This is a genomic window from Stenotrophomonas sp. STEN009 (assembly GCF_056760395.1).
This window is the reverse complement of record NZ_JBRRES010000025.1, coordinates 1-21,160: the sequence shown is the minus strand read 5'-3', so window position 1 is coordinate 21,160 and position 21,160 is coordinate 1. Positions and strand designations below refer to the sequence as shown.

General features: G+C 68.1%; 23 protein-coding genes. All 23 read right to left on the bottom strand.

Going from position 1 to position 21,160, the window contains the following annotated elements:
• Positions 1-59: 59 nt before the first annotated feature.
• The 23 genes from ACVOMM_RS12640 to fliD all read right to left on the bottom strand — a co-directional run bounded on the left by ACVOMM_RS12640 (position 60) and on the right by fliD (position 20,667).
• On the bottom strand, positions 60-2,192 hold the full coding sequence (locus tag ACVOMM_RS12640) for a putative bifunctional diguanylate cyclase/phosphodiesterase (RefSeq protein WP_481526319.1): 2,133 nt from the start codon (positions 2,190-2,192) through the stop codon (positions 60-62).
• 163 nt (positions 2,193-2,355) lie between these two features.
• Positions 2,356-3,147 carry a flagellar biosynthetic protein FliR gene (gene fliR / locus ACVOMM_RS12635; RefSeq protein ID WP_481526318.1) on the bottom strand — a complete coding sequence of 264 codons (792 nt, stop codon included), beginning with the start codon at positions 3,145-3,147 and terminating at the stop codon, positions 2,356-2,358.
• Positions 3,148-3,160: 13 nt separating this feature from the next.
• Positions 3,161-3,430 (bottom strand): flagellar biosynthetic protein FliQ, encoded by a 270-nt coding sequence (locus tag ACVOMM_RS12630; protein WP_053519605.1) that lies wholly within the window; start codon positions 3,428-3,430, stop codon positions 3,161-3,163.
• A gap of 93 nt (positions 3,431-3,523) precedes the next feature.
• On the bottom strand, positions 3,524-4,306 hold the full coding sequence (gene fliP / locus ACVOMM_RS12625; protein ID WP_053519604.1) for a flagellar type III secretion system pore protein FliP: 783 nt from the start codon (positions 4,304-4,306) through the stop codon (positions 3,524-3,526).
• Position 4,307: 1 nt separating this feature from the next.
• Complete coding sequence (gene fliO, locus ACVOMM_RS12620; RefSeq protein WP_053519603.1) at positions 4,308-4,715, bottom strand: flagellar biosynthetic protein FliO; 408 nt, start codon at positions 4,713-4,715, stop codon at positions 4,308-4,310.
• Positions 4,712-5,047 carry a flagellar motor switch protein FliN gene (gene fliN / locus ACVOMM_RS12615; RefSeq protein ID WP_053519602.1) on the bottom strand — a complete coding sequence of 112 codons (336 nt, stop codon included), beginning with the start codon at positions 5,045-5,047 and terminating at the stop codon, positions 4,712-4,714. Before fliN ends, fliO begins: the two co-directional genes overlap by 4 nt.
• On the bottom strand, positions 5,044-6,048 hold the full coding sequence (fliM, locus tag ACVOMM_RS12610; RefSeq protein ID WP_065176161.1) for a flagellar motor switch protein FliM: 1,005 nt from the start codon (positions 6,046-6,048) through the stop codon (positions 5,044-5,046). Before fliM ends, fliN begins: the two co-directional genes overlap by 4 nt.
• 10 nt (positions 6,049-6,058) lie before the next feature.
• Positions 6,059-6,577 (bottom strand): flagellar basal body-associated FliL family protein, encoded by a 519-nt coding sequence (locus tag ACVOMM_RS12605; protein WP_481526317.1) that lies wholly within the window; start codon positions 6,575-6,577, stop codon positions 6,059-6,061.
• Between the two features lie 111 nt (positions 6,578-6,688).
• Positions 6,689-7,780 (bottom strand): flagellar hook-length control protein FliK, encoded by a 1,092-nt coding sequence (locus tag ACVOMM_RS12600; protein WP_346480327.1) that lies wholly within the window; start codon positions 7,778-7,780, stop codon positions 6,689-6,691.
• The gene (fliJ, locus tag ACVOMM_RS12595; protein ID WP_164153022.1) at positions 7,777-8,244 is read right to left on the bottom strand and encodes a flagellar export protein FliJ; all 468 of its coding nucleotides are present in this window, start codon (positions 8,242-8,244) and stop codon (positions 7,777-7,779) included. Before fliJ ends, ACVOMM_RS12600 begins: the two co-directional genes overlap by 4 nt.
• Positions 8,245-8,247: 3 nt before the next feature.
• Positions 8,248-9,633 (bottom strand): FliI/YscN family ATPase, encoded by a 1,386-nt coding sequence (locus ACVOMM_RS12590; RefSeq protein WP_481526316.1) that lies wholly within the window; start codon positions 9,631-9,633, stop codon positions 8,248-8,250.
• Positions 9,630-10,271 (bottom strand): FliH/SctL family protein, encoded by a 642-nt coding sequence (locus ACVOMM_RS12585; protein WP_053519596.1) that lies wholly within the window; start codon positions 10,269-10,271, stop codon positions 9,630-9,632. Before ACVOMM_RS12585 ends, ACVOMM_RS12590 begins: the two co-directional genes overlap by 4 nt.
• Positions 10,268-11,254: a flagellar motor switch protein FliG gene (gene fliG / locus ACVOMM_RS12580; RefSeq protein WP_053519595.1), complete on the bottom strand. Its 987-nt coding sequence runs from the start codon at positions 11,252-11,254 to the stop codon at positions 10,268-10,270. The genes ACVOMM_RS12585 and fliG overlap by 4 nt, the downstream gene beginning before the upstream one ends.
• A gap of 7 nt (positions 11,255-11,261) precedes the next feature.
• Positions 11,262-12,908 (bottom strand): flagellar basal-body MS-ring/collar protein FliF, encoded by a 1,647-nt coding sequence (gene fliF / locus ACVOMM_RS12575; protein WP_053519594.1) that lies wholly within the window; start codon positions 12,906-12,908, stop codon positions 11,262-11,264.
• Positions 12,909-12,920: 12 nt separating this feature from the next.
• Positions 12,921-13,286 carry a flagellar hook-basal body complex protein FliE gene (gene fliE, locus ACVOMM_RS12570; RefSeq protein ID WP_053519593.1) on the bottom strand — a complete coding sequence of 122 codons (366 nt, stop codon included), beginning with the start codon at positions 13,284-13,286 and terminating at the stop codon, positions 12,921-12,923.
• 259 nt (positions 13,287-13,545) lie between these two features.
• Positions 13,546-15,051 carry a sigma-54 dependent transcriptional regulator gene (locus tag ACVOMM_RS12565; protein ID WP_053519592.1) on the bottom strand — a complete coding sequence of 502 codons (1,506 nt, stop codon included), beginning with the start codon at positions 15,049-15,051 and terminating at the stop codon, positions 13,546-13,548.
• Positions 15,048-15,425, bottom strand: coding sequence for a response regulator (locus ACVOMM_RS12560; RefSeq protein ID WP_053519591.1), 378 nt, complete (start codon positions 15,423-15,425; stop codon positions 15,048-15,050). The genes ACVOMM_RS12565 and ACVOMM_RS12560 overlap by 4 nt, the downstream gene beginning before the upstream one ends.
• A gap of 14 nt (positions 15,426-15,439) precedes the next feature.
• Positions 15,440-16,849 carry an RNA polymerase factor sigma-54 gene (gene rpoN, locus ACVOMM_RS12555; protein ID WP_053519590.1) on the bottom strand — a complete coding sequence of 470 codons (1,410 nt, stop codon included), beginning with the start codon at positions 16,847-16,849 and terminating at the stop codon, positions 15,440-15,442.
• Positions 16,850-17,118: 269 nt separating this feature from the next.
• Positions 17,119-17,751, bottom strand: coding sequence for a response regulator (locus ACVOMM_RS12550; RefSeq protein WP_053519589.1), 633 nt, complete (start codon positions 17,749-17,751; stop codon positions 17,119-17,121).
• A gap of 91 nt (positions 17,752-17,842) precedes the next feature.
• Complete coding sequence (locus ACVOMM_RS12545; RefSeq protein ID WP_053519588.1) at positions 17,843-18,421, bottom strand: PilZ domain-containing protein; 579 nt, start codon at positions 18,419-18,421, stop codon at positions 17,843-17,845.
• Positions 18,418-18,711, bottom strand: a complete 294-nt coding sequence (locus tag ACVOMM_RS12540; RefSeq protein ID WP_111186089.1) for a hypothetical protein — start codon at positions 18,709-18,711, stop codon at positions 18,418-18,420. Before ACVOMM_RS12540 ends, ACVOMM_RS12545 begins: the two co-directional genes overlap by 4 nt.
• Entirely contained in the window at positions 18,708-19,124 is a 417-nt protein-coding gene (fliS, locus tag ACVOMM_RS12535; protein WP_053519586.1) for a flagellar export chaperone FliS, read from the bottom strand. The genes ACVOMM_RS12540 and fliS overlap by 4 nt, the downstream gene beginning before the upstream one ends.
• Positions 19,125-19,251: 127 nt before the next feature.
• Positions 19,252-20,667, bottom strand: coding sequence for a flagellar filament capping protein FliD (gene fliD / locus ACVOMM_RS12530; RefSeq protein WP_053519585.1), 1,416 nt, complete (start codon positions 20,665-20,667; stop codon positions 19,252-19,254).
• Positions 20,668-21,160 lie beyond the last annotated feature (493 nt).

Genomic DNA, 21,160 nt, shown 5'->3' with positions numbered 1-21,160 from the left:
CAATGGCGGGCGCGTGGTCATCATACGGTGGGTGACCGCCCGCCGCGGAGAGTCCGACGTTACCCCGGCGGGGCCGGTGGGAGCGGGGTCTGCGCCAGCTCCACCCGTGGCCGCGGCAGGTCGTGCAGTTGCATGAAACGGCCCGCATCGACCGGGCGGCCGAGCAGGTAGCCCTGCAGGTAATCGCACCCCAGCCGCTCAAGGTAGGCACGCTGGGCAGCCGTTTCCACGCCCTCGGCAACAATGTCCATGTCCAGTGCATGGCCCAGCGCCACGATCGCCGATACGATCACCACGTCCTCCGCGCTGTGTTCGAGATCGCGCACGAAGGCGTGGTCGATCTTGATCTCGGTGGCCGGCAGGCGCTTGAGGTACAGCAGACTGGAATAGCCGGTGCCGAAATCGTCGATGGAGATGCCGACCCCCAGCACAGACAATGCCTGCAGCAGCCGCAAACTGGTGTCGGTGTCGCGCATCACGGTGCTTTCGGTGATCTCCAGCACCAGGTTGCGCGGCGTGATGCGATGCCGCTCGATCACGTCGCGCACATCGCGCAGCAGGTGCGGCGAGCTGAACTGGACCGGCGACAGGTTGACCGATATCGACCAGCCCTCGTGGCCGGCGTCGTGCCAGTGCCGCAGTTGCAGGCACGCCTGGTCCAGCGCCCAGCGGCCGATCTCGTTGATCGCGCCGCTGCGCTCGGCCAGGCGGATGAAGCGATCCGGTGGAATCAGGCCCTGTTCCGGATGACGCCAGCGGATCAGCGCCTCGGCGCCGGCGACCTTCTGGGTGGCCACGCGGATCTTCGGCTGGTAGTGCAGGAACAGCTGTTCGCTGCCGATCGCCCGGCGCAGGTCGGCCAGCAGGCGGAACTGCTGTTCGGCGCTGTCGTTCATCCAATCCGCGAACAGGACAAAGGAGTTTCGGCCGGATTCCTTGGCCTGGTACATCGCAGCGTCGGCGAAGGCCATCAGCTGGCGTTCGCTGGCGGCGTGGTCGGGGCAGATGGCGATGCCGATGCTGGCAGTCACCTGCAGTTCGTTGTCGGGCAGCAGCGGGCCGCTTCCCACCGCCTGCAGGATGCGCCGGGCCAGGGTCGGCAGGTCCTCGTCATGGTCGATGCGCACCACCAGCACGAACTCGTCGCCGCCCAGCCGCGCCAGCAGGTCGTTCGGCCGCAGCAGCTGGCGGGTGCGCTCGGCGACGGCCACCAGCAGGGCATCGCCGGCCTGGTGGCCATAGGCATCGTTGACCTGCTTGAAGCCATCCAGGTCCATGAACATCACCGCGAAGCGGCTGCCGCCCTGTTCGGCTTCGGCCAGTGACTGCACGATGCGCCGTTGCAGCAGCAGCCGGTTCGGAAGGCGGGTCAAGGGGTCGTGCAGCGCGGCCTGGGTCAATTCCTCCTGCGCATCCGTCAGCGAGGTGCTCAGCATCGCGTTGCGAAGGCGCAGCAGCTGCGCTTCCACCCGCTGGTCCAGCCAGGACACCACCAGCACCACCGCCAGGATCGCGACGGTCAGCACCACCACCAGCATCGCCAGCCAGGTGCTCTGCAGGCCATCGCCCACCGCAGCGCCGCAGATGCTGCCCTGTGGAAAGCGTGCGGCGGCCATGCCGGTGTAGTGCATGCCCACGATGGCCAGACCGAGCAGGCCGGCGGCGGCCAGCCGGTCACCGACCCGGGTGCGCTGCGCGCGCAGGCGGAAGGCGACGTAGAGGGCGGTCCAGGATGCAGCGACCGCAACCAGCAGCGACAGCAGCAGCCAGCCCGTGTGGTAGTCGATGCCGGGTTGCATGCGCATCGCGGCCATGCCGACGTAATGCATGCCGGCGATGCCGGTGCCCATCAGCAAGGCGCCCCCTGCCAGGCGGGGATGTGGCAGGGTGGGCAGCGAGACCAGCCAGAGCGCGAACACCGACGAGGCGATGGCCAGGGCGAGCGACAGCAGGGTGATCGGCAGGTCGTAGCCCAGCGGAATGGGCAGGTCGAAGGCCAGCATGCCGATGAAGTGCATCGACCAGATGCCCAGGCCCATCGCGAAGCCGCCACCGAGCCGCCACCACCAGGTCGCGCCCCTGCCGGGTGCCGTGACCGTGCGTCCGGCCATCGCCAATGCCGTGTAGGAAGCCATCACGGCCACCAACAGCGAGACTGCCACCAGCCATGCGTTGTACGTGCCTACCAGCATTCGTCAGTCTCCCGGACCTGCCTGTCGACGGAAACTACGGTGGGGCATGCATGTGGCAGGCAGCCAGAAGCGGCCGCCAGGTGCGGCATCCCCCCGGTTGCCGCGTATTCACTCTAACGCGCGTCCCCGGGGGGACGGCAAGCAGCAAAGCGTGATGGAAGCGTCAGTGTGTGACCGCGTCCGCAGCCTGGAACGCCGCATCGAACAGTCGTTGCACCGGGGGCCCCATTTCGCCGGCCAGCAGGACCAGCAGGAACAGGCCCAGCAGCAGCGACACCGGCAGGCCGAGCTGGATCGGATTGAGCGCAGGTGCCGCACGGGCGAGCACGCCGAACGCCAGGTTCACCGCCAGCATCGCCACCGTCAACGGAATGGCCAGTGTCAACGCACCGCGCAGCACGGTAAGCAGGAACGTCGGGGCGATGCTGAAGAACGCGTGCGGATCGGGCAGCGGCGCACCGATCGGCAGTGCCCGGTAGCTGTCCACGACCAGCGAGATCAGCGCGAGGTGGCCGTTCGCGGTGAAGAACAGCAGGCCGAACAACAGGTAGAACCACTGCCCGATCACGCCGGAGGTGCCGCCGCGCAGGGGGTCGCTCATCTGCGCGAACGCCAGGCCGGTGCCCTGTGCCACCAGTTCGCCGGCCATCGCGCCAGCTTCGAACACCAGCCGCAGCAGGAAGCCGATGGCCACGCCGATGGCCAGCTCACGGGCGATGGTCAGCACGGTGGCCGCATCGAAGCCGGTCCACTCCGGCACGGGCGGCAGCAGCGGGGCGAGCGCGATGGCGAGGGTACCGGCCAGTACCACGCGGATCCGCGCCGGCACCGCACGGGTGCCGACCATGGGCATGGCCATGGCTACCGCGCCGATGCGCAGCATCGTCCACAGCACGGTGCCGATCATGCCGAAGGCCTGCAGGCCGTCGGCAACCATCTGGGTGGCGGCATCCATCGCGGTGCGCGTCCTAGCCGATCAGGTGCGGAATGCGCTGGAACAGCAGCGTGGTGTATTCGACCAGATGGCCGATCAGCAGGCTGCCCAGGGCGAACAGCACGGCGGTCAACGCTGCCGCCTTGGCGACGAAGGCGATGGTGGGCTCATTGAGCTGGGTCGCGGCCTGCACGACACCGACCACCACACCTACCACCAGTACGGTCAGCAGCAGCGGGCCAGCCACCCACAGTACGGCAATCAGGCCGCCACGCAGTTCGGTCAGGGCAAGTTCGGGAGACATCGTCTTTCCATCGGTAGCGCCGGGTCCTGCCCGGCGGTGGTCAATGCGGCCGCCGGCAATGGCTGGCGGCCCCTGCAATCACGCCGGTCCGGGTCACGCCGGATTGAAGCTGGCCGCCAGCGTTCCCACCGTCAGCACCCAGCCGTCGACGAGCACGAACAGCAGGATCTTGAATGGTGCCGAGACCAGCATCGGCGACAGCATCATCATGCCCATCGACATCAGCACGCTGGCCACGACCAGATCGATGATCACGAACGGGATGAAGATCAGGAAACCGATCTCGAAGGCGGTCTTCAGTTCGCTGGTCACGAACGAGGCGACCAGGACCGGGAACGGGATCGCATCCGGGCTGGCGTAGGTGCCGTGCCCGGCGATGCCGGCGAAGGTCATCAGGTCGGTCTCGCGGATCTGCGCCAGCATGAAGCCGCGCAGCGGCTGGGTGGTCAGTGTCCACGCGGTCTGGAAGTCGATCTGGCCGTTGAGGTAGGGCGCCATTCCGCTGCTCCACGCCTTGTCCCAGGTCGGCATCATCACCATCGCGGTGAGGAACAGGGCCAGGCCCAGCAGCACCTGGTTGGACGGGGTCTGGCCGGTGCCCAGTGCCTGCCGCAGCAGGCCCAGCACGATGATGATGCGGGTGAACGAGGTCAGCACCAGCAGCATCGACGGGATCAGAGTGATCGCCGTCATCAGCAGCAGTGTCTGCAGCGGCAGGCTGACCGGCTGGCCACCGATCCTGCCCACGTTGACATCCGGCAGTGGCGTGGTCGGAGCAGCGCCCGGCGCGGCAAAGGCGAGCGCGGGCAGCAGGCACAGGGCAATCAGCAGCAGCCACGCGATCAGGGTAGCTGGACGGGTACGGATGACACGCATGTCAGGGGTCCTTGCGCAGCCGCTGCTGCAGCAGCTGGGCGAAATTCGGCAGGTTCTTCAGGTCCGGCACGCGCACCGGCGCGGGCGGCGGCAGCGGTTCGGAAAGGGTGTGCAGGGCGTTGATGCTGCCGGCGGTGACGCCCAGCAGCAGTTGTTGGCCGTTGACCTCCACCACCACGACGCGTTCCTTGGCGCCGACGCTGAGGCTGGCCACCAGCTTCATGCCGTCGGCCGGGCGGAAGCCGCTGCCGGGCAGGCGCTTGAGCAGCCAGCCCAGGCCGACCACCAGGGCCAGCACGGCCAGCAGCGCCAGCACCGCGCCGAACAGGCCCGGTGCCGAGGCCGCGTGCTGGCCGACCGGGGCGGCGGCCTTGCCGACGCCCAGCAGGGTGGACGCCAGCAGGCTCAACGCAGTCTCCGGATGCGTTCGCTCGGGCTGACCACATCGGTCAGGCGCACGCCGAAGCGGTCATTGATCACCACGACCTCGCCATGCGCGATCAGGGTGCCGTTGACGAACACGTCAAGCGATTCGCCGGCGCCACGCTCCAGCTCCACCACCGAACCCTGGTTGAGCTGCAGCAGGTTGCGGATCGGCAGGCGGGCGCGGCCGACCTCCAGCGACAGGGTCACCGGCACGTCGAGGATCACGTCCAGATTCAGATCGACCCCGGAGGCCTCGTCGGCGTGCAGGGTGCCGAACTGGGCCGGAGTCGGTTCGAGGGCGTCGGTATCGTTCATTGCGGGTCTTCCTGGATGACGGGTACGCGCGGGCGGGTGCCCGGCGGATGGGTAGCAGTGATCTTCACGGCATTCATGCCGTTGGCGATGCCGAATTCGCCGGTGAACACCGGGATGTTCTCCACGCACAGCGGCACCTGCGGGCTCAGCTCGATCGGCAGGATGTCGCCGACCTTCAACCGGGTCAGGTCACGCAGGGTCATGCGCTTGCTGGCCAGCACGCTGGACAGGGTCACTTCGGCGATGTTGAGCTGCTCGCGCAGGGTCTGGCCCCAGCTTTCGTCGCGGTCGTTGCGATCGCTCTGGATGCCGGCATCGAGCAGCTCCCGGATCGGTTCGAGCATCGAGTACGGCAGGGTGACGTGGATGTCGCCGCCACCGCCGTCGAGCTCGACATGCAGGCGGCACACCACCACGTATTCGCGCGGGGTCACGATGTTGGCGAAGTGCGGGTTGATCTCCGAGTTGATGTACTCGAATTCCACGTCCATCACCGGTGCCCACGCTTCGCGCAGGTCGGCGAAGGTCTGCTTCAGCAGCAGATGGATCACGCGCATCTCGGTGGCGGTGAACTCGCGGCCTTCGATCCGGGTGGGGTAGCGCCCGTCGCCGCCGAAGAAGTTGTCGACGATGGCGAACACCAGGGTCGGCTCGAACACGATCAGGCCGGTGCCGCGCAGTGGCTTGAAACGGATCAGGTTCAGGTTGGTCGGCACATACAGCGAATGCATGTAGTCGTTGAACTTGATCAGCTCGATGCCGCGCACCGACAGTTCGGCCGAGCGCCGGATCAGGTTGAACAGGCCGATGCGCCACAGGCGTGCAAAGCGCTCGTGGACCATTTCCAGCGTCGGCATGCGGCCGCGGATGATGCGGTCCTGGCTGGCGAAGTCGTATGAACGGGCTTCGCCGGAGGGCGGCTCCGGGTCGGTCTCGACCGCGCCGCTGTCCACGCCGTGGAGCAGGGCATCGATCTCGTCCTGGGACAGCAGATCATTCATCGGTGGGCCCTTACTGGGTCACGAAGCTGGTGAACAGCAGATCGTCGGCACCATTGCTGCCGGTCTCGGCCTTGAGCACCTTCTGCACCTCGGCCAGCGAATCGGCCTGCAGCTTCTTCTTGCCGGCGATATCGGCGATCTGTGCCGGCTCGACCTGCGAGAACAGCATCAGCAGTCGTGCACGCAGGGCCGGGGCGTGGGTCTTGATCGCCTCCAGCGCGGCCGGATCACGGGTCATCAGCTGCACTTCCAGCTGCAGGTAGCGCGGGCCGTCGATGGGACCATTGAGGTTGACCACGAACGCGGGCTCCAGCGCGAAGTACTGCGCCGGTGCCGGCGTGGCGTTCTTCTTCTTCGGCGCCTGGCTGGTCTCTTCTTCCTGCGTGGACTGGGTGAAGAACCACACGCCGCCACCGGCGGCAGCGGCAGCCAGTACGGCCACCAGCGCGGTGATCAGGATCGGACTGCGCGGCGTGCGGGCCTTGTCCTTTTCGACGTTCTTCTTGGTTTTGTCAGCGGCTGCGGCCACGAGGTGAAGCTCCTGAGGGTTGCTTCACCGGGATATGCAAGGGGTGTGCCGATGCACCGGGAACAGGGTGCGACGGAAATCCGTCGGCAGGGCCTGCGTCGGTCGCGCACGTCAGGCGTATGCGTCCAGCAGGCCACGCTGGCGGATCAACGGGGTGGCCGGCAGGCTGGCATCACCCCGCGTCGGTTCTCCGTCACCCCGACCTGCCTCCTGCCCGGCCTGGCCGGCAGGTGCGCCACCGCCGCCCGGCTGATGGCCGACATCGGCGTGGGCCAGCTGGAAGCCTTGTTCGCCCAGCAGTTCTCGCAGGCGTGGCAGGCTGCTTTCCAGCGCCTGGCGGACATCCACGTGCGGGCTGCTGAAACTGGCGTGGACCTTGTCACCGTTGAGCTGCAGGCGTACGTCCACCGGCCCCAGATCGTCCGGGCTCAGTCGGATGTGGGCGTGACCGATCTTCTGGTCGGCCAGCCAGCCCAGGCGGGCGCCGATGGCCTGGTCGAAACCGTCGTCGCCAAGCACCGGCTTCGGCGTCGGTTCACCGTTGAAGACCGCGTTGCTGGACAGCGCCGCCTTAAGATCCTGCAGTGCGGCGGGCAGGGGCGCCTGCAGGGGCGCAGGCGGGGCACGATCACCCTGCAACGCGCTGTCGGTGTCAGCGCTGCGCTCCAGCGCGGCGTCGCCCATCGGCAGAGCGGGCAGGGGCAGTGCGCCGTCTTCGCCATCGACGCCCGGGGCGGGTGACTGCACCACGGCGGCAGGCGACGCGGCAACCGGCGATGGGGGGGCGGTGGTCGCCGCCAGGGCCGGAGGCGCTGTGCCCGTTGCGGACGGTGGGACGCTGGCCGCAGGGTCGGCGGGCAGTGGGGTGGCCAGCACCAGCCCGGCCAGTCCAAATGGAGGCCAGGGCGCTTCGTCGGTTTCCGTCGTCGCGTCCTGGTCGGTCGCAGCCTTGCCGGCCGGTGGCGCAGCGGCCTCGCCCGTAGCCTGCTCGCTGGCGGGGGGCCGCACGCTGGCGGCGTCATCGCTGCCGGTGGCCGCAACGCCGGTCGGCGCGGGGCTGTCCGCGGGCGGGACGGGCGCACCGCCCTGCAGCAGCTGACCGAAGTCCTTGCCGCCTTCGCTGCGTGCCGTGCGCGACGGGCTGCTGCCCACGCCGGGCGGAGTGGCCGTCGTGCTGCTGCCGGAAAGCGCGGCGGGCGTCACGAACGGACTCCGGTGTCTGCGCCGTCCTGGTCCTCGGCCTGCGCCAGGCGGGAGCGGCGCGCGCCGATGTCATCCATCTCGCGCTGGTCACGGCGGTCTGTCACCACCTTTTCCTGTGCGCGATAGCTGGCGGCCAGCTGCTCCAGCACCGCCTTGTCGCGGCTGGCCAAGATCAGGCGCGCGCGTTCGGCTTCGACCTTCTCGCGGTTGCCGTCGACGGTGCGCTGCTGTTGCTCCACCGCACTGTCGAGGCGGTCAAGGAACGCACGCCGGTTCAACAGCTGGGCGGGACTGGTCGCGGCCATCTGTGCGTTGGCGTACTCCTCGGCATAACGTCGCAGTTCGTCCAGACGCGACAGGTGAGTGTCGAGAAGGCGCTGGCGCTCGGCCAGGTCGCGGGCGACCGCATCTTCATGTTCCTGTGCCCGCCTCAGCAGAGGGTCGATACGCTTGGACTGGTTCATCGCTTACACCCCGTTTTCCACCAGGCGCTGCAGCGCCGCCTGGCTGTGCGGGAGATCCGCGGCCTTGGCCACGTCCTGTCCCAGGAATTCCATGATTTCCGGCCAGCGTTCCAGTGCTTCGTCGGTGGCTGCGTCGTTGCCGCGCTGGTAGGCGCCGATGGCGATCAGGTCGCGGTTGGCCGAGTAGGCCGACACCAGGCGCTTGAGCTTGCGGATGCGCAGGCGCCACGGTTCGTCGGCGATTTCCGTGACCACGCGGCTGACGGACGATTCCACGTCGATGGCCGGGTACAGGCCGCTGTCCGCGACCCGGCGCGACAGCAGGATGTGGCCGTCGAGGATCGCGCGTGCGGCGTCTGCGATCGGATCCTGCGGATCGTCGCCTTCGGTCAGTACGGTGTAGAACGCGGTGATGGAGCCGCGCCCCTTGGCGCCGTTGCCGGCGCGCTCGACCAGCGCGGGCAGCTTGGCGAACACCGACGGCGGGTAGCCGCGCGTGGTCGGCGGTTCGCCCACGGACAAGCCGATCTCGCGCTGTGCCTGCGCGAAGCGGGTCAGCGAGTCCATCAGCAGCAGGACGTTCAGGCCCTGGTCGCGGAACCATTCGGCAATGGCGGTTGCACGGTAGGCGCCATGCAGGCGCGCCAGCGGTGGCCGGTCGGCCGGGCTGGCGACCACCACCGCGCGGCGCAGGCCTTCCTCGCCCAGCGTGGTTTCGACGAAATCGCGCACTTCGCGGCCGCGTTCGCCGATCAGCCCGACCACGATGACGTCGGCAGCGGTGTAGCGGGTCATCATGCCCAGCAGTGTCGATTTGCCGACGCCGGAGCCGGCGAACAGGCCGACACGCTGGCCACGGCCGATCGGCAGCAGTGCGTTGATGGCGCGCACGCCCACATCCAGTGGCTGGGTGATCGGCTCGCGCGCGAGTGGATTGATCGACACACCGGCCATGCCGACGTGGCCTTCGGCACGGATCGGGCCCTTGCCGTCCAGCGGCACGCCATCGCTGTCGATCACCCGGCCGAGCAGGCCTTCGCCCACTTCCACGCCGCCGCGCCGTGCCGACGGCACGACCCGCGCGTTGGGCAACAGGCCATGCAGTTCGGCGCTGGGCATCAGGTAGGTGCGCTCACCGGCGAAGCCGACCACTTCGGCATCCACCCAGCCACCGTCGACCACTTCGACCTTGCAGCTGGCCCCCAGCGGTGCTTCGCAGCCGACCGCTTCCAGGGTCAGCCCGACCGCGCGGCGCAGCACGCCTTCGCGGATCAGGCCACGGCCGTGTGCGGTGTCCACGCGCAGCCCGTCCAGGCGACGGGCCAAGCGCAGATTGCGGGCCAGGGCCCAGTCTGCCGCAGGTGGCGGCAGTGGCGTTTCGGCCGTCATGCGTTCGCTCCGGTCTGGCGGATCACTGCGTCCAGCGCGCCACGCAGGCGGGCTTCGAGAGTGCCGTCGATGCGCACGGCCTCGGCATGCACGCGCAGGTCGCCGCGGCTGAGGCTGGTGTCGGCAACCAGCCGCTGCTGCGGTGGCAGGGTGAGCAAGGGGGCGAGGGCAGCGATGTCGTCCGGGTGCAGGCGCACTTCCACTTCGCGCGTGCTGCCGCCGACCGCATCGATGGCTTCGCCGACCAGCTGTGCCAGCAGCGCCGGTTCGGCCTCGTAGGCGCGACCGACCAGGGCACCGGCGATGCGGACCGCCAGCTCTCCCAGCGCACCGACCACCTCGTTCTCCAGGCGGACCAGCGGGCGGCTGAAGTTGTCCAGGATGCCCTCGATCTGCGCGGCAAGCCGGCGCACCTCGGCCTGGCCCTGGCCATAGCCCTCCGCATGGCCGTGCTGGAAGCCTTCCTTCTCGGCACTGTCCTGGATGGCCTGTATCTCTTCCAGGGTCGGCAACTGCAGCGGCGGTTCCGGCTCGTGCTCCGGGTCCGGCCCGGCATGCCCGGACGCGTCCTCCTGTTCCAGCACGGGTTCCGGCTGGGCCAGCAGGTCAGGGGCGAGCCAGCGCACGACGGTGCTCACAGCATGGCCTCCGCGCTGCCGCCGATGGTGATGGTGCCTTCATCGGCCATGCGCTTGACGATGGCCAGGATCTCGCGCTGCGCGCCTTCCACGTCGGACAGACGCACCGGCCCACGGGCCTCCATGTCCTCCAGCAGGATCTCGGCGGCACGCTGGGACATGTTGCGGGTGATCTTGTCGCGGACCTTGATGTCGGCGCCGCGCAGGGCCAGTCCCAGCCGCTCGCCGCTGACTTCGCGCAGCACCAGCTGCATCTCTCGGTCGTCCAGATCCACCAGGTCGTCGAACACGAACATCAGGTCCTGGATGCGGCCACTCAACGGCGCGTCGATGCGTGCGATCTCGCCCAGGATCGCCTGGTCCTGGCCGCTGTCCATGAAGTTGAGGATGTTGGCCGCGCACTGCACGCCGCCGATGTTGGATGACTTCAGGTTCTGGTTGCCGGCGAACTGGCGCTCCATGATCTCGTTGAGTTCATTGAGTGCGTTCGGCGGAATGCCATCGAGGGTGGCGATGCGCAGCAGCACGTCCACGCGGGTGCGGTCGGGCAGCAGTTTCAGCGCATCGGCGGCCTGGTCGGTTTCCAGGTGGGCCATGACGATGGCGATGATCTGCGGGTGCTCGTTGCGGACCAGGTCGGCGACCGCACGCGGATCCATCCACTTCAGCGCATCCAGGCCGGTGGTGTTGCGGCCCAGCAGGATGCGATCTATCAGGTTGCCGGCCTTTTCGCTGCCCAGTGCCTGCACCAGCATGTTGCGGATGTAGTCGTCCGACCCCACGCCCAGCGAGGTCTTGGAGCCCAGCTCCTGGCCGAACTGGTCCATCACCCGTTCCACCTGTTCGCGGGTGATGTCGGACATGGTGGCCATCGCGATGCCGATCTTCTGGACTTCCTTGGGTTCCATGTGACGCAGCACTTCGGCCGCGTCCAGTTCACCCAGCGACAGCAGCAGCACGGCGGCGCGCTGCACTCCGGTCAACGGTACCTCAGTCATTGGCCACCCAACCCTTGACCACCTGGGCCACGCGCTTGGAGTCGGTCTTCACGGCTTCACGGGCCATCCGCAGTCGTTCCTCGTAGGAGTCCACCGGCAGGGCCAGTGCCTCCGGTCCACCCAGGCCAGCGCGTTCGGCACCCAGGGCCGGCAGCGGGCTGCCATCGTCATCGACCAGCTGCACGTCAGCGGTATGCGGTTCCAGTGCCAGCGGGTCGTGCTTCTTCGCCTGGCCGGTGATGGCACGCAGCGCCGGACGCAGTACGCCGAACAGCAGCGCCAGCACCACCACGGCCCCCAGCAGCATGCGGCCGGCATCGTGCACCCACGGCAGTTCCCACCAGGCCGGGCCTTCCACCGGTGTGGTCTCGCGCACGAATGGGGCATTCATCACCGAGACCGTATCGCCGCGTTCGGCGCTGAAGCCGACGGCCTGCTTGACCAGCGCCTCGACGCGGGTCAGTTCGGCGGCCGACAGCGGCTGCGGGGTAAGTGCGCCATTGGCGCCGGGGCGCGGCACGTTGTCCACCAGCACCGCCACCGACACGCGCTTGATGCGGCCGGCCGGCTGGCGGGTGTGCTGCAGCGTGCGGTCCAGCTCGTAGTTGCGCGTGGCGTTCTTGCTGCTTTCGCTCGGCGTTTGCGCGGTCTGCGGCGGCGCAGCCTGGCCCGGCGGCGTGTTGCTGGTTGCGCCAGGCACGCCCTGCGGTCCGGGCGTGCTGGTGGTGTTCTCGCTCATCTGTTCGCTGCGCAACTTGGCCGGCTCGCCGTTGTACAGCTCACGCGCTTCCTCGGTGACCGAGAAGTCCATGTCCACGCTGACTTCCGGATTGACGCGGCCCGGGCCGGTCATCGGTTCCAGCAGCTCGCGGATGCGCTGGTTGAAGGAGGTCTCCTGCCGGCGGACCTGCTCGAACTGGGCGGCGTTGACCGCCGCCTCGCTGTTCGGGTCGCTGATGCTGAGCATGCGCCCGCTCTGGTCGACTACGGTCACCCGTTCCGGCGACAGGTCCGGAATGCTGGCGGCGACCATGTGCACGATCGCATCCACCTGGCTGCGTTCCAGCTGCTGGCCACCGCGCAGTTCCAGGGTTACCGAAGCACTGGCGACGTCGCGCTGGCGGGTGAAGGCGCTGGGCTTGGGGATGGCCAGGTGTACGCGTGAATCACGCACCGGTCGCAGCGTGTTGATGGTGCGCGACAGTTCGGTCTCCAGCGCGTGCTGGTAGCGCGCGCTTTCCACGAACTGGCTGACACCAAAGCCCGGGTCGCGCTCCATCAGCTCGAAACCCAGCTTGCCGCTGTCGGTCAGGCCGGAGCCGGCCAGCTTCAGGCGGGCGTCATGCAGGTTCTTCTCCGGCACGGTGATGCCACCGGTTGCCGGGTCCAGGGCAAACGGGATCTGCGCTGCACGCAGCAGGTCGGTCGCTTCAGCGGTGGCCTTCTGGTCCAGGCCGGTATACAGCGGAACCATGCCGGGCTTCTGCGACCAGAAGAACACGAACAGGCCCGCCGCCACCGCCACTGCGATCATCGCCATCAGCCCCAGCCGACGGGTGATCTGCAGGCTCTGCAGGCGGTCGAACCATTGCCCCGCCTTCTCGGCGTTCAGGCTGTCCTTGGAAAGCGTCAGTGCCATGCGTCAAGTTCCTTACAGCGGCATGTTCATCACGTCCTGGTAGGCCTGGACGAGACGGTTGCGGACTTCCACGGTGGCGCGGAAGGCGATCTGGGATTGCTGCGAGGCGACCATCACCTTGGCCAGGTCGGCGCCGGGTTCGCCCATCTCGAACGCCTTGGCCAGCGCGCCGGACGTCTGCTGCGCATTGTTGACGCCGGCAATCGCACCGCGCAGGGTCTCGGTGAAGCTGGCCGGCTGCACCTGCGGCGCATCCAGCACCGCACCAGGAAGGGCATTGCTGCGCGGCGCTTCAGCCAGCGGATTGAGCACCGGCTGTCCCATCTGGGACTGGTAGGTGCGGATCTGCGAAAGGATCGAAGTGACGGAGTGGGACATCTGCAACGGTTCCAGGAACAGGGATGGGGAATCTGCAGGGATCACTGCAAGTGCCGTGCCGGAACGCCTGAGTGGTTCAGAAACGTGACGGAAGTTTGCGTTCGGCGGAGGAAGGGCGAGCTGGCGTGCCGATACGCTGTCGTCATCTGCCGGTGTCAGTGAACCGGCGTCGGTTTTTTGGCCTTGCCGGCGGCCGCCGGATACACAAACGCCCGGGCAAGCCCAGGCGTCCGTGCCCCCTTCATGCTGGCGATCACGCTCAGCTGGCCAGTTCGGCCTGCTCGCGTTCGATGCCGTACTTGCGCAGTTTTTCCACCAAAGTGGTGCGGCGCAGGCCCAGCAGCTGCGCGGCGTGGGCGACCACCCCCTGCGTCCGCTCCAGCGCTTCATTGATCAGGCCCAGCTCGATGCTGGCCATGTGGTTGCGCAGGTCCAGGCCGTCGTCGGGCAGGGCCGTGGCAGCCGCAGCGCGGTTGACCGCGATGCCGTGCTCCAGCGACGGCTGGCCGCCGCTGCCGGGGGTGTGGAAGGAGAAGCTGCGCAGGTCCAATCGCTCTTCGCTGGGTGCTGCCGGTACCGCTGCCGGGGTGCTGACGGGGGCCAGCAGGGCGTCGCCCCGGTAGCGCGCGGGAAGGTCCTGCACGCGGACCGAACCACCCGGATGCAGCACCGCCAGGCGTTCGACCAGATTGGTCAGCTCGCGTACGTTGCCTGGCCATTCGTAGCCCGCCAGCGCCTGCAGGGCTTCGGCAGTGAAACGGACTTCGCCGCGGCCGGTGCGCGCCAGCTGCGCGGCAATGGTTTCCACCAGTGCCGGCAGATCCTCGCGCCGTTCGCGCAGGGCCGGCACGTCGATCGGGAACACATTGAGGCGGTAGAACAGGTCTTCGCGGAACTTGCCGTCGGCGATCCGGCTCTCCAGATCGCGGTGGGTCGCTGCGATCACCCGCACGTTGCAGCGGATGGTCTGGTTGCCGCCGACACGCTCGAAGCTGCGCTCCTGCAGCACGCGCAGCAGCTTGACCTGCATCGGCAGGCTCATGTCGCCGATCTCATCCAGCAGCAGGGTGCCGCCCTCCGCCATTTCGAAGCGGCCCTTGCGCGCGGTCAGCGCGCCGGTAAAGGCACCCTTCTCGTGGCCGAACAGTTCGCTCTCGAGCAGGTCGGCTGGAATGGCGCCACAGTTGATCGCCACGAACGGTCCGTCACGGCGCGGCGAGCGCTGGTGGATGGCGCGCGAGACCACTTCCTTGCCGGTGCCCGACTCGCCCAGCACCAGTACGGTGGTGTCGAATGCCGCGACCTGGTCGATCATCGTGCGCAGCGCGCTCACAGCGGCACCATTGCCGGTGGGTCCCTGCTCCTGCACCGCGCCCGCCTGGTGCTCGGCATCCAGGCGCTTGAGGCTGGCACGGCGCAGCAGGGCTTCCATCTGCGCATGGCGCAGCGGCGTCTCCAGCGGCCAGATGTTGGCTTCATGCAGGCCGTGGCGGTGGGCGAAGGCACTGGCCTCGCCATCGGCCAGCAGCACCGGCGGCGGCAGGCTGCTGCCACCCAGCCATGCGTAGAGGGCGGTGCTGGCGGCGCTGTCGTCGAGGCTGCCGACGATCACCGCCATCCAGTCGCTCTGGCGCTGCCGCCCCAGGTCGAAGTCTGCCGCGTCGGAAACCCAGCGCGGATTGAAGTCCATGAATTCCAGCAGGGCAACGGTGCGTTCGGCACGCACGGCGTCGTTGTCCAGCACCAGGATGCGCGACTCGCTCACGATCGATCCTCCCTGAGGCCTTCCAGGATCGGCATCACTTCCTGGATGTAGGACAGCTTGCTGACGAAATTGTCGGCGCCGGCGCGCAGTGCATGCTCGCGGTGCTCGGCGTCATCGAAGTGGCTGGCGATGACGATGTACGGGGCGTCATCCTGCGACTTGATCAGGCGTGTCGCCTGCAGGCCGCCCATTTCCGGCATCGCCAGGTCCATCAGCACCACCTGCGGGCGCAGGGTCTCCGAGCGCTCGATCGCTTCCAGGCCGTTGCCGGCACTGCCGACGATCTGCAGCCAGTCGATCTTGCGGAAATGGCGCATCGCTGCGTTGATGAAACCTTCGTGGTCGTCGACCAGCAGGACCGTGAGCGTGTTCATGTCCAACATCCTTTTCAGCCCACCCGGGCCAGCTGCGGTTGCCTGGCGCTGAGCCGGCGCCGTTCGCGGGCCGGGGCGATATCCAGTTGTTCTCGGTATTTTGCGACGGTTCGGCGGGCAATGTTCACCCCCTGGCGCGAAAGCAGGGCGGCGATGGCCTCATCGGCCAGCGGCCGACCGGCCGGCTCGGCATCGATCAGGCGGCGCACCATGGCCTTCACCGCTTGGCCGGAGACGCTGGCGCCTTCCAGGCGCACCGCGAAGAAGTGCTTCAGCTCGAAGGTGCCACGCGGGGTCTGCAGGTACTTGCCGGTGGTGATGCGCGAGACGGTGGACTCGTGCATGCCGATCTCCTCGGCCACTTCCTTCAGGGTCAGCGGCGCCATCGCTTCCTCGCCCCGGACCAGGAACGCAGCCTGGCGCTCGACGATCACCCGCGCGGTACGCAGCAGGGTGTCATAGCGCATCGACAGGCCACGGCTGAACCAGCGCGCTTCCTGCAGCATCTCGCGCAGCGCCGGTGCAGCCTCGTTGCTGTCGGCCAGCGCCTGTTCGTACTGCGTGTTGATCGATACGCGGCGGCTGGTCGCCGGATTCAGGGCCACTTTCCACTGGCCGTCGGCGTGCCAGGCGACCACGTCCGGTACCACCACGGCGTTACGTTCCGGCAGCAGGTTGTCACCCGGGCGGGGTTGCAGCGAGAGGATCAGTCGCACTGCTTCGCGCACGTCACCGATCTCGGCGTCATGCAGGCGGGCGAGGGCGGGGTAGTCGTGCGCGGCCAGCGGCTCGAGCGCGCCCGCAAGGATGCGGGTGGCCAGATGCCGCGCGGGAACCACGCCGTCCAGGCTGCGCAGCTGGGCCTGCAGGCTTTCGCGAAGGTCCCGCGCGGCCATGCCGGCGGGCTCGCCATGCAGCAGGCGCTGGCGGACCGCTTCGACACCATCGGCGGCGATGTCGAACTGGGCGCTGGCCAGCAGTTGCAGCTGTGCCAGCGGTGCCTGCAGATAGCCGGCGTCATCGCAATGCTCGAGCCAGAAGGCGGCGACCGCCAGCTCGCGGTCGTCCAGGTCCAGTGCCAGCCGCTGCAGCACGCGCAGCTGCGGATCACTCGATTCGCCCGCCGCGATGCGTGCCATCCGGTCGTCGTCGCCGTCCTGCCAGCTGGCGCCGGCAACGTCCCACATCGAGGACTCCGGCAGCTCGTCGAACGCCGCGGTTTCCAGCGTGGTGGCGCCGGCGTCGCCGGGTTCGGGTGCAGGTGCTTCGGCATCCTCGATCTCCAGCATCGGGTTGGAGTCGAGCAGGCGCTGGATTTCCTGTTCCAGATGCAGTCCGTCCAGCTGCAGCAGCCGGATCGACTGCAGCAGCTGCGGGGTGAGGTGAAGTTGTTGGCCCAGCTGGGCCGAGAGTGCAGCCTTCATCGTGGTTCCCCGGCGTCGCTCCCCGACGCCTTGTGGAACGCATCTTGCTTCTGATCCGGCGGGTCCGGAATCAGGGGGTTCCTGAGGTGGTTAGTGAATTACCCGACAGCGTGTAGGGGTTTTCCTGACATGTGCGCGGGATGTTGACGTTCCCCGGTCGCAAGTCCTTGATTCCCTGTTGCGTACGCGGTCGGGGCGTCGTGCCGGCGTGTACGGGATTCCGTCAGTGCCTGTGGGGGTGACGGGAACCCGTCATCCGGGTGACGTGGTCACTCCAGCTCGTGCTGGTGGCGGGCGGCGAGCAGCAGCAGGTCGTTGGCGCGGCGGCACCCCAGCGATTCCATCATGCGCGCGCGGTGGGTTTCCACGGTCTTGACGCTGATGCCGAGATCGGCGGCGATTTCCTTGTTGCTTTCGCCTTTGCCGATGCGGCGCAGGATCTCGCGCTGGCGGGGTGACAGCGCGGCGATGCCGGTGGGCTTCTCGCGGCCCAGCATCGGCGCCAGCATCTTCGCCGAGATCTGCGGGCTCAGGAACACCTGGCCCGCGTGTGCAGCGCGCAGCGCCAGTTCCAGTTCCTGCGGAGCGGCATCCTTGACCACGAAGCCGACGGCACCGCGATCGAGTGCGTCGCGCACGTGGGCGGCATCATCGTGCATGGTCATCATCACCACCCGCGTGCCGGGTGCGCGCATGCGGATGTCGCTGAGTGCTTCCAGGCCGGTGCGTCCGGGCAGGGACAGATCCATCAGCACCACGTCCGGCGCGTGCTGCAGCGCCAGTTGCAGCGCCTGCTCGGCGTTGCTGGCCTCGGCCACGAGCTGCACGTCGGCAAACCCCTGCAGCAGCCGCGCCAGGCCGGCGCGGACCAGGGTGTGATCGTCGACGATGAGAACTCGCACAGGCACGCTGGAGGTCCGGGAGGGGAGTCCACCTTAACTTAGCTGAACGGGCGAGCCAAGCGTCGTCCGTTGCGGGCGGGCGTGCCAGGGTTCAGCGCGCCCGCCTTGCTTCGGCCACCTGACGTCTGTGCAGGCGGAACAGATGCCGCTCCATGGCCATTTCCAGCCCGTCGCCGAGGCGATGGAAACGCAGCCAGAGATAGTGGCCTCCGCTGCCATCGGCGGCCTCGGCAACCACTTCCACCGGCAGATCGATATGGTCGGGCAGCCAGTCGCTGGGCTGCACACGGACCACGCCGGCCTGGCCCGGCGCCGCGCCACTGCGGGGCCCCAGCTGCAGGCGGATGCCGCGCCGCGACCAGCGCACCGGGCGCAGGGTCAATGCCGGGCCCTGCTGGCGCACGAGTCGGCCCAGCAGCACCATGGCCAGATCCAGCTTGGCTTCCAGCCGCTGCAGCGGAAGGCTGGCCTCGCTGCGTTCGTCGTGTTCATCGACACGGCTGTCTTCGACCAGCGCCAGGCTGCGCAGCAGGCCTTCGGCGCTGCTGGTACGTCCCGCCGCGTTGCCGGCCTGGAACTCGACCGGCAGCGCCAGTTCGCAGCTGAGCGTCTCGTCGAACAGCTCGCTTTCGGCCGGGTGATGCAGCGACGTGGTCGGCAGGAGGGTCATGCCAGCGATTCTGCCTGCAGGTAGGCGTGCGCGGCGCGAAGGGAGCGCCGTCCATCGTGCAGCTGCACGGCCACCGCGTCGCGGCGGTGGCGCAGCAGGGTGAGCAGGTTCTGCTGGCGTTCGAACAGCGCGGTCAGGGGCGCATGGTCGGCGGCCGCCAGCGGTTGGCTCAACAGCGCGTGCAGCTTGCTGTCATGGCCTTCGAGCAGGCTGTCGGCGGTGTCGAAGGCATCTTCACCCAGCGCCTTCTCGAAAGCATCCAGCTGCGCATGCAGTGCCTGCAGGCTCATGGTGCCACCGCTGCCGTACGGCGCTGCTCGTGCGGAATTGCGTTCCAGGCGCTGTCGATCTCGCCCAGCAGCTGCAGCGATTCGTCCAGGGCGGCGCGGTCGTTGTGCAGGTTGGCCTCGGTCAGGCGCTGCAGCACGTAGTCGTAGAGGGACGAAAGATTGCCGGCAATCTCGCCGCCGGCCTCATGGTCCAGCGAGCCGTTGAGGTGGCCGACGATGGCGCAGACCTCGCCGATCGCCTTGCCCTTGCCGGCATGGTCGCCGCGCTCGAGGCTGGCCAGCGCGCGCCGCACGCGCTCCAGCGCGCCCGCCAGCAACAGGGCCACCAGCTTGTGCGGATCGGCATCGGTGACCGCACTGGTCACACCCACCTGGCGGTACTGCTCGGCGTACTGACGGCTGGAACCGTACATTCGTGATTCTCCTTGCGCTGGGTGCTGCAGCAGGATCGTGACGATCGCTGCCGGCAGTACCGCGATGATTGCTGTTGCGTCCGTTATCGGTGCGTTCGGCGCCAAACTTGAGTGCCGCGCGCGTCCGTCAACCGTTCAACTGCGCCAGCTGCTGCTGCAGCGCCGAACTGCTCTGCTGCAGCTTGCCCATCAGGCTGTCCAGTGCGAGGAACTGCTTCTTGTACCGTGCCTCCACGCCGACCATGCGTGTATCCAGGTCCTTGCGGCGCTTGTCGATGCTGTCCAGGGTGTTGTTCAGGCCCTTGGTGCGGGCAACGAACGCCCCCTCCTTGCCGACCGTCGTGCTCACGTAGCCGTCGACCAGCGAGTACAGCTGGCCCGCACCGCCGGCATCGCCGGTGATTGCCTGGCGGATCTTCTCCGGCTGGCTGGCAAGCGCGGCAGCGAACTTGGTGGTATCAAGCACCAGGCTGCCATCGGCATTGGGGTAGCCACGGGTCTGCAGGCCGATGGCCTTGGCGTCCAGGCCATCGCCGGACAACGACTTGAGCACGCCCGACATCACCGAGCGCAGCTGGCTGGCGGCGCCGCGCATCTGTGCGTCGCCGGTGAGGGCTGCCGCTTCCTTGGTCTTGGCGTCGTACTTGGTTTCGGTGTTGATGGCGGCGATGGCCGCGTTGTACGCGGTCACGAAATCCTGCATCACCTTGGTCGCCGCGGCCGTGTCGGTGCTGATCGTGACCGTGCTCTGTCCTTCCTTCTTCAGGTTCAGGGTCAGGCCTGGCACGGCGTCGGCCACGGTGTTGCTGGCGCTCACCACTTCAACGCCGTCGATGGTCAGTTTGGCATCGGCGGCCGCGGTGTTCTGCTTCAGGCTGCCGACCAGCGCTCCCAACTTCGGGTCGCTGCCGGCGTATTCGAGCTTGATCGCGTTTGCCGCGCCGGTCTTTTCCTGTGCGATCGACAGGTACTGGTTGTCGCCGGAGCTGATCAGGGTGGCCTGCACGCCTTCCTTGCGGCCGGCGGCGTCGATCTTGTTGCGGATCGTGGTCAGCGTGTCGCCTTCCTCGACCTCCACGTTCATGGTCTTGGCCTTGTCGCCGACGCCGACGGTCAACGTCAAGGTTCCGGCGGCGAACGTATCGGTCTTGGGCACGGAGGTGTCGGCGATCAGCTTGTGTGCGGTCGCCAGCGACTTGACGTCGATGATGTGCGTGCCATTGGACGCTGCCGCCTTGGTGGTGCCGACGTCATACAGCGCCACGCTGGCCGTCAGGATCTCGTCGGTACCGCCGCTGCCGCCCTTGCTGGCGGTGACCGTGCGGGTGTCGAAGGCCGTGGTGGCCTTCAGTGCCGTGAGTGCGGTCTTCAGCTTGTCGAAGGCCGCGGTGACGGTGCCGATCGACGACAGCTGCATCTTGGTCTTGGACTGCTGCAGGTTCAGCGCATTGTCGGCGGGCTTGCGGTCGGCCGCGACCAGCTGGCTGACGATGCTGGAGATGTCCAGGCCCGAGCCGATGCCACCGTATCCAAAGTCTGCCACGTCGTTTCTCCTGGTAATCCGGGCGCCGCGCTGCGGCCGCCCGTCGTCAACGAAAATAGCGGCCTGCGCCGCTGGGTCTTGAGGACTTCGTTGATGCATGCGCCGTGCCAGTGCCGGACGGCAGGTTTGGCATGCAGGTTGCAGGAGTGACAGGGCAGGGTGCGGTCGGGACGACGCAGGCTGCCGGGAGTCTGCAAAAAACCCTCCCCCAAAGCAGGGGAGGGATCAGGCTACTGACAATCGGGGGGAGACGAAGCCGCCCGGTGCGTACAGTCAAAGGTACAGCGCTGAAACAGAGGTCCGCAGGGGCGGGCGATGCCAAGCCGGTTCGGGAAGCGTCCCGGGCCGGGCATGGCCCGCGCCTGCGTGCGCCGTGGCTGTCGGGTTGCGGGGGGAGCCCCGGGGGGCGGCGGGCGCCGGGGACAAAATGAGCGGGAGAACCCCCCCCACCGGGGCCCCCCCCCCCGGCCCCGGGGTGGGGGGGCCCCCACGC